Origin of the sequence: Cohnella sp., assembly GCF_041641335.1 — a bacterium.
Taxonomy (GTDB): Bacteria; Bacillota; Bacilli; order Paenibacillales; family Paenibacillaceae; genus Cohnella.
Genome location: NZ_JBEPYQ010000022.1, coordinates 1 through 12,080, shown reverse-complemented (window position 1 = coordinate 12,080; position 12,080 = coordinate 1). Strand labels below are relative to the sequence as shown.

Annotated in this window: 8 protein-coding genes and 1 pseudogene; 8 read left to right on the top strand and 1 reads right to left on the bottom strand. The window is 61.3% G+C overall.

Annotated elements, in window-relative coordinates:
* Positions 1-2 precede the first annotated feature (2 nt).
* The 4 genes from ACESLM_RS09360 (at position 3) to ald (ending at position 5,304) form a co-directional block, all read left to right on the top strand.
* On the top strand, positions 3-884 hold the full coding sequence (locus ACESLM_RS09360; RefSeq protein ID WP_372631355.1) for a nitrilase-related carbon-nitrogen hydrolase: 882 nt from the start codon (positions 3-5) through the stop codon (positions 882-884).
* A 400-nt stretch (positions 885-1,284) separates the two neighbouring features.
* Positions 1,285-2,790, top strand: coding sequence for a CoA-acylating methylmalonate-semialdehyde dehydrogenase (locus ACESLM_RS09355; RefSeq protein ID WP_372631354.1), 1,506 nt, complete (start codon positions 1,285-1,287; stop codon positions 2,788-2,790).
* A gap of 19 nt (positions 2,791-2,809) precedes the next feature.
* Complete coding sequence (locus ACESLM_RS09350; RefSeq protein ID WP_372631296.1) at positions 2,810-4,189, top strand: aspartate aminotransferase family protein; 1,380 nt, start codon at positions 2,810-2,812, stop codon at positions 4,187-4,189.
* Entirely contained in the window at positions 4,186-5,304 is a 1,119-nt protein-coding gene (ald, locus tag ACESLM_RS09345) for an alanine dehydrogenase (protein ID WP_372631295.1), read from the top strand. The genes ACESLM_RS09350 and ald overlap by 4 nt, the downstream gene beginning before the upstream one ends.
* Before the next feature lie 73 nt (positions 5,305-5,377).
* On the opposite strand, the gene ACESLM_RS09340 is transcribed toward ald, so the two are convergent.
* Positions 5,378-7,159 carry a PucR family transcriptional regulator gene (locus tag ACESLM_RS09340; RefSeq protein WP_372631294.1) on the bottom strand — a complete coding sequence of 594 codons (1,782 nt, stop codon included), beginning with the start codon at positions 7,157-7,159 and terminating at the stop codon, positions 5,378-5,380.
* Positions 7,160-7,396: 237 nt separating this feature from the next.
* Here ACESLM_RS09340 and ACESLM_RS09335 point away from each other — a divergent pair, with 237 nt between their 5' ends.
* The 4 genes and pseudogenes from ACESLM_RS09335 to ACESLM_RS09320 form a co-directional block, all read left to right on the top strand.
* Positions 7,397-8,668: a M20 family metallo-hydrolase gene (locus ACESLM_RS09335; protein ID WP_372631293.1), complete on the top strand. Its 1,272-nt coding sequence runs from the start codon at positions 7,397-7,399 to the stop codon at positions 8,666-8,668.
* A gap of 3 nt (positions 8,669-8,671) precedes the next feature.
* On the top strand, positions 8,672-10,054 hold the full coding sequence (locus ACESLM_RS09330) for an NAD(P)-dependent oxidoreductase (RefSeq protein WP_372631292.1): 1,383 nt from the start codon (positions 8,672-8,674) through the stop codon (positions 10,052-10,054).
* A 21-nt stretch (positions 10,055-10,075) separates the two neighbouring features.
* The gene (gene preA / locus ACESLM_RS09325; protein ID WP_372631291.1) at positions 10,076-11,371 is read left to right on the top strand and encodes an NAD-dependent dihydropyrimidine dehydrogenase subunit PreA; all 1,296 of its coding nucleotides are present in this window, start codon (positions 10,076-10,078) and stop codon (positions 11,369-11,371) included.
* A gap of 2 nt (positions 11,372-11,373) precedes the next feature.
* Positions 11,374-11,958 (top strand): annotated as a pseudogene (locus ACESLM_RS09320) (amidohydrolase family protein); the annotation flags it as partial.
* Between the last annotated feature and the right edge of the window lie 122 nt (positions 11,959-12,080).

The following is a 12,080-nucleotide window of genomic DNA, read 5'->3' as shown; positions in this document are numbered from 1 at the left end:
TAATGGACAACGTCACGATCGGTTTGATTCAGGCGCGCCACGACGTCGACGGCGGCGAGCCGGTGGCGAAGCATAAGGCGGCGGCGATCGACAAGCATCTGGGGCTCGTCCGCGAAGCGGCGGGGCGGGGCGCGCAAATCGTGTCGCTGCAGGAAATTTTCTATGGACCTTATTTTTGCGCGGAGCAGACGCCGAAGTGGTACGACGCCGCGGAGGAGGTTCCGAACGGGCCGACAACGCAGGTGTTCCGGGAGGCGGCGAAGGAGCTGGGCATCGTCATCGTGCTGCCGATTTACGAGCGCGAGGGCATCGCTACCTATTATAATACGGCGGCGGTCATCGACGCGGACGGCGCCTACCTGGGCAAATACCGGAAGCATCATATTCCGCATGTGCAGGCAGGCAGCGGCGGATGCGGCTTTTGGGAGAAATATTACTTTAAGCCCGGCAACCTCGGGTACCCGGTGTTCGATACTGCGTACGCCAAAGTAGGCGTATACATTTGTTATGACCGACATTTTCCGGAGGGGGCGAGAATGCTGGGGTTAAACGGGGCGGAAATCGTGTTCAACCCGTCCGCCACTGTGTCGGGCACTTCGGAGTACCTGTGGAAGCTGGAGCAGCCCGCGCACGCCGTCGCGAACGGGTACTATGTCGGGGCGATCAATCGCGTCGGAGTGGAGGCGCCGTGGAACATGGGTGAATTTTACGGACAATCGTACTTGGTCGATCCCCGCGGAAGCTTTGTTGCGATCGGAAGCCGGGATGAGGACGAGGTCGTCATCGGGACGATGAGCAAATCGCTTATCCGCGAGGCGCGAGAGAGCTGGCAATTTTACCGCGACCGGCGGCCGGAGACGTACGGGGAGCTGACGAGGTTGTAGGGGGGGCTTGACCGCAATGTTGTCAGGTTAAAATTTGTCGCCCCCCGGTCCTGGCGAATGGGTTGAGCCTCGACGGGACCGAGACTGCGAGGCTAAGGCCAAAAAAGTGCCTCGGCGCTGCCCAAGCTGCGAGGCCAAGGCCAAAAAAGTGCCTCGGCGCTGCCCGAGCTGCGAGGCCAAGGCCAAAAAAGTGCCTCGGCGCTGCCCGAGCTGCGAGGCCAAGGCCAAAAAAGTGCCTCGGCGCTGCCCAAGCTGCGGGGCCAAGTCCCAAAAGTGCCTCGGCGCTGCCCGAGCTGCGAGGCCAAGGCCAAAAAAGTGCCTCAACGTTAAGTGGGGGGCCGCGCATAGTACACCGGGAGGTTGAGGAGATGACGATTACGAAAAAAGGGGTGAGGAAATGATGCCGGATATAGAAAGCTTAAGTTCCACTGAAATTGCGGATACCGCAAACGTTGCGAAGCTTCGCAACTTCATCGGCGGGCGGTGGGTGGAGTCGGGGGTAACTCTATACGAGGACGTGCCGAATCCCGCCACCGGCGAGATTATGGCTCGCGTTCCGCTGTCGGTGCGGGAGGACGTGGATGTTGCGGTTATAGCGGCGCGCGAGGCGTTCCGCGAGTGGCGGAGGGTTCCCGTTCCTCGGCGCGCCCGCATCCTGTTCCGATACCAGCAGCTGCTGACGGAGCATCGGGATGAGCTGGCTTCGATCATTACGCGGGAAAACGGCAAAAACACGGAAGAAGCGCTAGGCGAAGTACAGCGCGGCATCGAATGCGTCGAGTTCGCCGCGGGGGCGCCGACTCTGATGATGGGGTCACAGTTGCCTGACATCGCGACCGATATCGAGTCGGGCATGTACCGTTACCCGCTTGGCGTTGTCGGCGGCATCGCGCCGTTTAATTTTCCGATGATGGTGCCTTGCTGGATGTTTCCGCTCGCCATCGCCTGCGGGAATACGTTCGTTCTTAAGCCGTCGGAGCGGACGCCGATGCTGGCGAGTCGGCTCGCGGAATTGTTCGCGGAAGCGGGATTGCCGCCCGGCGTGTTCAATATCGTGCATGGCGCTCGCGACGTCGTGAACGGCATTCTCGCCCACGAAGACGTGAAGGCGGTGTCGTTCGTCGGCTCGCAGCCCGTCGCCGAATACGTGTACAAGACGGGAACCGCGGCTGGCAAGCGGGTACAGGCGCTCGCGGGCGCGAAAAACCATTCGATCGTCATGCCCGACGCTGACCTCGACAATGCGGTCAAGAACATCGTCTCGGCTGCGTTCGGCTCCGCCGGCGAACGCTGTATGGCTTGCGCGGTCGTCGTAGCCGTCGGCGACATTGCGGACGAATTGGTCGACCGTCTCGCGAAGGCGGCCGACGCGATCGCGATCGGCAACGGCGCCGAGCCCGGCGTTTTCCTGGGACCGCTCATCCGGCCGGAGAGCAAAGACCGCGCGATCGGCTACATCAAGAGCGGAATCGCCGAGAATGCCGAGCTCGTCCGCGACGGCCGGCGCGATCCGGTGCTGTGCAGCCCAATCGCTGCCGACAACTTCCTCGGCCCGACCCTATTCGACCGCGTGTCGCCGGGGATGGCGATTTGGCGGGACGAAATTTTCGCGCCAGTGCTGTCGATCGCGCGGGCCGCGGACTTGACCGAGGCGATCGCAATCGCCAACGCGTCCGAATTCGCGAACGGCGCGTGCCTGTACACCGACAGCGCGAAAGCGATCCGGCAATTCCGCGAGGAGATCGACGCGGGGATGCTCGGCATCAATCTCGGCGTTCCCGCGCCGATGGCGTTTTTTCCTTTCTCGGGCTACAAGAAATCGTTCTACGGGGATTTGCACGCGAACGGCCGCGACGGCGTCGAGTTCTACACCCGCAAGAAGATGGTTACCGCCCGTTATTCCTGATCAAGGAGGCGAGAAGCCGATGCTGGACTTGGAGAAAGTAACGAGCGGACTGCTCGACAAGGATAGCCGTTACCTCTGGCATAACATGGCTTCCTATGGGGCGGGCAAGGAGCCGATGGTTGTAACGAGCGCGAATGGCTCGTGGATTGCGGATTCGAGGGGAAACCGATACCTCGACGCGATGTCCGGTCTTTGGTGCGTGAACGCGGGCTACGGCCGGGAGGAACTGGCCGCAGCCGCTTACGAACAGATGAAGACGCTCGCTTATTATCCGCTCACCCAAAGTCATCTGCCGGCGATCAAGCTCGCGGAGAAGCTGAACGAATGGCTCGAGGGGGAGTACGTTATCTTCTTCTCGAACAGCGGCTCGGAAGCGAACGAAGCGGCGTTTAAGATCGCCCGGCAATATCAGCGGCAGATCGGCGAGCACGACCGGTACAAGTTCGTCTCCCGTTACCGCGCGTACCACGGCGGGTCGATGGGGGCGCTTGCGGCGACGGGCCAGGCGCAGCGGAAGTACAAATACGAGCCGCTTGCGGCAGGCTTCCTCCACGTTCGTCCGCCGGACGGGTACCGTAGGCCGCCGGGACAGACAGAAGAGGAATTTAACCTCGAATGCGCGCAGGCGATCGAAGACGCGATCGTCTGGGAGGGCGTCGAGACGGTCGCAGCCGTTATCATGGAGCCTGTCATTACGGGCGGAGGCGTCCTCGTGCCGCACCCCGTCTACTTCGAACGGGTGCAGGAGATTTGCCGCAAGCACGGCGTTCTGCTCATTATCGATGAAGTCATCTGCGGCTTCGGCCGGTCGGGCCGTAAGTTCGGGCATCAGAATTTCGGCGTGAAACCCGACATTGTCACGATGGCGAAGGGGCTCACGAGCGGATATCTTCCGCTTTCCGCGACCGCTGTGCGCAAGGACATCTACGAGAAGTTCCAAGACCAGCAGCCGTACAGCCATTTTCGCCACGTGAACACGTTCGGGGGCAATCCCGCCGCCTGCGCTCTGGCGTTCAAAAATCTCGAAATTCTCGAACGGGAACAGCTCGTAGATCGGGCGCGCTCGCTCGGGGAACGTCTGTCGGCGGAGATGGCGGATTTGATGGAATGCCCGCTTGTCGGCGACATCCGCAGCTTCGGCTTCCTGATGGGCATCGAGCTGGTGGCCGATCGGGCGACGAAGGAGCCGGCGCCGCTCGCGACGGTGAACCGCATCATCGGGGAATGCAAAGCGCAAGGACTCATTATCGGCAAAAACGGGGACACCGTCGCGGGCTTCAACAACGTTCTCACGATTTGCCCGCCATTGTCTTCGACAGACGAGGATCTCGCGTTTATCGTGAGGACGTTCAAAGCCGTCGTGAACGCCGTCTGCGCGGAGGGAGGAGTGCCGTCATGAGAATCGGCGTTCCGAAGGAGATTAAAAACCGCGAGCACCGGGTCGCAATGACACCCGATTCGGCGCGCATGTTCGTCAGCTTCGGTCACGAGGTGTTCGTCGAGGCGGGGGCGGGAGCTGGAAGCGGCTTCTCCGACCGCGCCTACAGCGAAGCGGGCGCGACGATTGTGAGCGCGGCCGCGGATGCGTGGTCGGCGGACATGGTCGTCAAGGTCAAGGAGCCGTTGCCGGAAGAGTTCGTTTATTTCCGCAGCGGCCTTATTCTCTACACGTACTTGCATCTGGCGCCGCTGCCGGAGCTGACGCAGGCGCTCGTCGAGCGCGGCGTTACCGCGATCGCTTACGAAACGATCCAACTCGACAACGGCAACTTGCCTTTGCTCACGCCGATGAGCGAGATTGCGGGGAGGATGTCCGTCCAATTGGGGGCGCGATTTCTGGAGAACGCGGAGGGCGGCCGCGGCGTGCTGCTCGGCGGCGTGCCTGGCATCGAGCCGGCCAAGGTCGCCATTATCGGCGGCGGCGTCGTTGGGTCGAACGCTGCGCGGATCGCCGTCGGGATGGGCGCGGACGTGACGCTGCTCGACGTAAACCCCGATCGCCTTCGCCAACTGGATGACCAATACCGCGGTCGCTTGAAGACGGTCTTGTCGAGCTTGACCTCGATCGGCCGCGCGGTGGAGCAAGCGGATTTGCTCGTCGGGGCGGTGCTTATTCCCGGCGCGCGGGCGCCTCGTATCGTGAGCGAATCGATGGTGAAGGCGATGCGCCCGGGCTCGGTTATCGTCGACGTGGCGATCGACCAAGGCGGCTCGATCGAGACAGTCGACCGAGTGACGACGCACGAGCGGCCGACGTACGAGAAGCACGGCGTCATCCATTACGCCGTCGCCAACATGCCGGGCGCGGTCGCGCGCACGTCGACGATGGCGCTCACGAACGCCACCGCAGCCTATGGCGCGCAGATCGCGAACAAAGGCTGCTGGAGGGCGGCCAAGGACAACGCCGCGATCGCCCGCGGCATCAACGTCGCCGGCGGCCGAATCACGTACCGCGCGGTAGCCGAGGCGCAGGGGCGCGAATGCGCGGACGTCTACGAGGTTTTGAGCGGATAGACGCAGCGGTGCCGTTGTCGAGCCTCGTGGAGAGCCCGTCGCGCTCTATCTACTCGACTCAGCGTCGGTCGGACTAGTAGTCCGACGAAGCCGTGTTATCCACGGGCCCCGCTACTGTTTTCCCGGCATGCGAGGCCTCGTCGCCGCCTCCCTGCGTGAGTGGCGCGGCGAATGCCTCGGGATGAAGCAGCTGATGCGCGCGCAGCGCCACCTGCGCCGCGATGCGGTTTTCCGGCGACATGAAGTCGTCGCCGAGCAGCGCTGCGATTTTTTCGAGCCGGTAGTAGAGCGATTGCCGGACGATGAACAGCTGCTGCGAGGCGATCTGCTTGGAGCCGTCGCAATCGAGGAACACCCTAAGTGTCAACAGCAGCTCGCTGCCCTTCGCCCGGTCGTGGTCGATGAGCGGGCCGAGGTAATTGCGGACGAACGCTTGCAGCGTCCGACCGTCGTTCAAGCCCAGCAGCAGTTGGAACACGCCGAGCTCTTCGAAGAAGAGAATCGGCTTATGGAAGCAGCCGTTCAGGGACAGCGCCTGAACCGCCTCCTGGTAGCCGGCGTGCGCATTTTTCAGATGAACGTGCAGCTTGCCGATTCCGATGGCGAAGCGCAAATTTTTCAGCCGGTCGTCCGTCCGCAAATCCAAGAGCGATTCCAAGGCTTGCTGCAGTCGTTTTTTGGCTAGCGATTTTGATTTCAGGTCGAGCGCGACGACGGCGAGGCGATTATTCTTCATCGTGATGAGCGGGCGAAAGCCGTGCTTCTCGAACGCGGAGCGCAGGACGAGCGACAGGTGAAACCGGATCGATTCCCATTCGTTATCGGAGCCGGTCTCGTGTCCAAGCCCGCTGTCATGCAGGTTCTCGATCTCGATCAGGCAAATTCGGAAGCCGAGCTCGTTAAGCGCCTTGAAGTCTGGCCCGAGAGAAGCGCGGATCCGCTGCTCGTCGTCCAGCCTTCCGTTCATCAGCTCGTCGACCCACAGGTTTTCGGAAAAGAGCTTTCGCTCTTCCAAGAACCGGGTCCGCAGCAGCTCCTGGGCGATGGCAAGCGAGGCGGAATCGAGCAGAAGCGAAACGTACTCCCGCGGCTCGCGCGGACATACCATGATAAGGTAGGCCCACGTTTGCCCTAATGCGCCGACAGGCTTCAAGACGACATACTCGTCTCCCTGCGATTGGATGACTGGCGCGGCATTCGGCGAAGCCGTACCGACTCCGCTCGTTTCCCATTCTTCGAGGATCGCGTTCAGCCGAAGCTGGAGCGTCTCCTGTTCGGCGGGCGGCAAGGCGGGGGCGAACAGCGCTTTGCCGCGAAGAGGGCGGAGGACAGTCTGTGCTTGCGTGCTCTTATGCAGCAGCTTCAGGACGTTGTGAGTCCCCTGTGAAGTCAGCGTCAGCCGGTAAAATTCACGCGACAGGCTCTCCAATTCCTCGAGCGATCGGTGATGGCGATTAATGATGAGCGAGTGCAAATCCTGCGTAATGTCGACGAATCGCACAGTGCGGGGGAACAGAATGAGCGGAAAACGGTGCGAATCCGCGAGTGCGACGAGCTCTACTGATACGGTCGCCTCTCCGAAGAAGGGTCCGATCTCGATGCAAAGACAGGCGGCGTTCTGGCGAATCAGATTGTCCATGAAGACGACCGAAGACGCGGCGTCCAGATTCAGGCTGATGCCTGTCGTCAAGATCATCTCCTGGCCGTGGATGAGCGTCTCGAAGTGCGGCGTTTCGAGAATATGCACCCACCGGATCGGCCGATCGAGCCCTTCGCTGCCTGCAATCACCTGAGCGCCCTGAAACAGCGGCCTCGTCAACGCTTCCTGTACCGTAAGCATCCATTCGGCATCCATTGCCGCCACCTCTTTTTCGTATGCTGCCTGTCGTGTAAAAAATCGTCCAACCGAATTTGACATCCTGTCCAATGAAAACGAGCTTCTGATTGTTTATTATGTTAGAAAATATAACATTTAATCTAGCTTCATTCCATGTTTTCATGGCTAATCCATCAAAAAACTTGAAAAAAATCAGAAAATTCAACTTATATGTTATAAAATATAACATAAAAGAAGCCGAAAGGAGGGGGCGATATGAGCCGAACGACGATCAGCGCAGATCGGGTCATGGATCGGATCGAACGTCTTGCACGAATCGGCAAGCTCGGAGAGACGGGCGTGCGCCGCCTTGCGCTGTCGCCGGAAGATCGCGAAGCGGTCGACTTGGTGAAGAGGTGGATGGAGGAAGCCGGACTTACGGCGCGCGTCGACGCGTTCGGCAATCTGATCGGCCGGCTCGAGGGGCGCGATCCGGAGGCGCCGGCACTTATGCTCGGATCGCATATCGACACGCAGCCTTACGCCGGAAGGTTCGACGGCATCGTCGGCGTTGTCGGCGCTCTCGAGGCGGTTCAGACGATCGCCGAGAACGGGCGTGTTCCGGAAGCGTCGATCGAGATCGTGTCCTTTTGCGACGAAGAAGGGTGTCGGTTCAACAAAGGCTTATTCGGCGTGCGGGGGCTGCTCGGCAAGCTGGAGGAAGGCGAGCTCGAACGTGCCGACAAGGACGGAGTCACCCGCCGGGAAGCGCTGCTCGCATTCGGAGGCGATCCCGCCCGGTTCGCGGAAGACGAGCTGCCGCCGGGACGCGTCTCCGCTTTCCTCGAGCTGCATATCGAGCAGGGGCCAGTTCTCGAATCGCTAGGCGAGCCGGTCGGTATCGTGACCGGCATCTCCGGTCCGCTCTGGTGGACCGTCGATCTGTACGGCTTCGCCGGTCATGCCGGATCGGTGCCGATGGGGATGCGTCGCGACGCGCTCGTCGGCGCTTCGAAGATCGTTATCGGCCTGCAGGCGCTCGCGTCCGGGACGAAGGGCGCTCCGACGGTCGGCACGGTCGGCTCGCTGCGGGTGTTCCCGGATTCGAGGAACATTATCCCCGAGCACGTGCAGTTCACGGTCGACCTTCGCGATATCGATCTCGCCCGCCGCGACAGATTGGAAAATCATTTGCGGACGCTGCTCGAGACGGTCTGCCAAGAGCACGACCTGCGGTACGAGATTCGCGAAGATACGAATAGCGAGCCCCGGTATTGCGCAGAGAGGATTATGAACGCGATCCGCGCGTCGGCGGGCGAGCTCGGGATGGCGAAGCTGCCGGAGCTCATGAGCGGGCCGTTCCACGATTCGCTCGCGATGTCGCATTACTGCGATTACGGGATGATTTTCGTCCGTTGCTTGGAAGGGATCAGCCACAATCCGAAGGAATACGCGAGTCCGGAAGACATCGCGGCGGGAACCGAACTATTGTATCGAACGGCGCTTAAGCTTAGCGGGCTTGAGAGCAAACCTACAGAGGAGGGATAACGAATGGAAGCGCGCAAAACGACGATCGCCATATCGGCGAATGACTTCTCGCGAAACTTTGCGGAAGCGGTGCCGGGGCTAACCCGGAAAGCCGCGGCGGAGGAAGCGAACCGCTGCCTCTATTGCTACGATGCGCCTTGCATCCGGGCTTGCCCGACGAGCATCAACATTCCTTCGTTCATCAAGCGGATTGCGACTGGCAATCTGAAGGGCGCTGCGACGGCGATCATGGACGCGAATCCGGTCGGGGCCAGCTGCGCAAGAGTATGCCCGACGGAGGAGCTGTGCGAAGGCGCCTGCGTGCTGAATGACGCCTCGAAGCCGATCCAAATCGGGCTGCTGCAACGGTATGCGACCGACTGGGCTATGGAGAACGATAAGCCGATGTTCCGCGCGGGACCTTCCAACGGCAGGAAGATTGCCGTCATAGGCGGAGGTCCGGCAGGACTGTCCGCAGCCCGGGAGCTGGCGCGAGACGGCTTCGCCGTCGTTGTCTACGAAGCCCGGGATCTGGCGGGAGGGCTAGATACGCACGGCATCGTCTCGTTCCGGCTGCCGCAGCAGGTCTCGCTCTGGGAAGTCGAACAGGTCAAGAAGCTCGGCGTCGATATCCGGACCGGCGTCAAAGTCGGCGAGGACGTTCCGGTCGAAGAGCTGCTGGACAGCTATGACGCGGTCATTCTGGCCGCTGGCATGGGCTACGTTCCACGCCTCGGCATCGAAGGCGAGGAGCTGGCCGGTGTGTACGATGCGATCAAGTTCGTCGAGGCGACGAAGACCTATACCGGCGATTTGCCGGAGATCGAAGGCGGGCGAGTCGCCGTCATCGGCGCGGGCAACACGGCGATCGACGCCGCCACCTGTTCGGTCCGGCTCGGCGCGACCAACGTGAAGATGGTGTATCGGCGGACGCGCGATGAGATGACCGCGTACGCGTTCGAATACGATTTTGCCAAGCAGGAGGGCGTCGAATTCAGTTGGCTGACCGCGCCGAAGCGAATCATTGGCGACGAGAAAGGCCGCGTCACGCATCTGGAATGCGTGCGTATGGAGCTGTCCGAGGACGCAGGCAAGGACGGCCGGCGTCTGCCGGCTCCGATTCCGGGCTCCGAGTTTCTCCTGCCGGTGGACGCCGTCGTCTTGGCGATCGGTCAGGAGCGACGCCGGGGGTTGATCGATTTGCTGGGCGTCGCGCATGACCGCGGCGTCGTCTTGATCGAGGAGGAGACGCGGCGCACGTCCCATCCGAAGATCTACGCCGCCGGGGATGTGATCTTCGGCGCCGGACAAGGCGAGGCGATGGTCGTATCGGCTGCGGAGCAGGGCAAGCTGGCGGCTCGCGCGATCGCTAAGGCGTTCGCGGATGCGAATTCGATCGCCATTTAATCGAGAGGGAGGAGAACGCATATGGCGGATTTACGGATCGATCTCGCGGGAATCAAAGCGCCGAATCCGTTCTGGCTGGCGTCCGCGCCGCCGACGAACACAGGCTACCAGGTGCAGCGCGCGTTCGAGGCGGGCTGGGGCGGCGCAGTATGGAAGACGCTCGGCGACCCGATCATCAATACGTCGTCGCGCTTCGCCGCTGTGCATTTCAACGGTCAGCGTGTGGCGGGCTTCAACAACATCGAACTGATTACCGACCGTCCTCTCGAGGTGAACCTGAAGGAAATATACGAGACGAAGAAGCGGTTCCCGAACCACGCGCTCGTCGCCTCGCTCATGGTGGAGCCGAAGCGGGAGAAGTGGCATGAAATCGTGAAAAGGGTGGAGGACGTCGGCGTCGACGGGCTCGAGCTGAACTTCGGCTGTCCGCACGGCATGGCGGAGCGCGGCATGGGCGCGGCATCCGGGCAGCAGCCCGATCTCGTCGAGATGCAGACGTATTGGGCGAAGGAAGCCGCCCGTACGCCGGTAATCGTTAAGCTGACGCCGAACATTACCGACATTACCGTGGTGGCCCGTCACGCGGTTCTTGGCGGAGCGGACGCGATCAGCCTTATCAACACGATCAACAGCCTCGCCGGCGTCGATCTCGATACGTGGAACACGATTCCCCATGTCGGCGGCAAAGGCGCGCACGGGGGTTATTGCGGTCCGGCCGTGAAGCCGATCGCCCTTAACATGTTAGCCGAGTGCGCCAGAGATCCGCGCGTCGGCGTGCCGATCTCCGGCATCGGCGGCATCTCGACGTGGCAGGACGCGGTCGAATTCATGCTGATGGGCGCGACGGGCGTCCAAATCTGCACCGCTGCCATGCATCACGGCTTCCGGATCGTCGAGGATATGATCGACGGTATGAACAACTACCTTGACGATAAAGGTCTCGCTTCGGTCTCGGAGCTGACCGGCAAAGTCGTGAGCAAATATTCGACGTGGGGCGATCTCGACCTGAATTACCAAGTGGCGGCGAAGATTAATACCGAGACATGCATTAATTGCAACAAGTGCCACATCGCCTGTGAGGACACTTCGCACCAGTGCATCGACCGGACGACGGACGAGAGCGGCAAGCCGATTCTGCGCGTCCGGCAAGAGGACTGCGTCGGCTGCAATCTGTGCGCTATCGTCTGCCCGGTCGACGGGGCGATCGAGATGGTCGAGGTGCCGAGCGGGCTGGCGCCGATGAGCTGGAACGACAGGCAGAGAGCGCTCGCCCGCTTGAACGAGCCCGAGTCCGCTTCGGAAATGGAGGTTGTCTGACCATGCGCAAAATCATCAAGAACGGCACGATCGTCACGGCGACGGACACCTTTTTCGGCGATATCTTGATCGACGACGGCATCGTCGTCATGATTGGCGTCGACCTTGAGACGGAAGGCGCAGAGATCGTCGACGCTTCCGGCTGTTACGTGTTTCCCGGCGGCATCGATCCGCATACGCACCTTGACATGCCGTTCGGCGGAACGGTGACGGCGGACGACTTCGAGAGCGGCACGATCGCTGCCGCGTTCGGCGGAACGACGACGATCGTCGACTTCTGCCTGACGTCGAAGGGCAAGCCGCTCGCCTCCGCGATCGAGTCGTGGCACGCGAAGTCGAAAGGCAAAGCCGTCATCGACTACGGGTTCCATCTTATGGTCGCGGAAGTGACGGACGACGTCCTGATCGAGCTGCCGAAGGTGATCGAGGAGGAAGGCATCACGTCGCTTAAGGTGTTCATGGCGTACAAGAACGTGCTCCAGGCGGACGACGGCACGCTGTACCGGACGCTGTTGCTCGCCAAGGAGCAAGGCGCGCTCGTCATGGTGCACGCGGAGAACGGCGACGTGATCGATTTTCTGGTGGAGTGCTACGATAAAAATGCAGTCGAAAAACACCCTCAAATGAAATAAAATGAAAGCTAACGAGGGAGCGAACGATAATGAATCGGTACGACAAAGCATTCAAAGAAGAAGCAGTAAGATTGAGC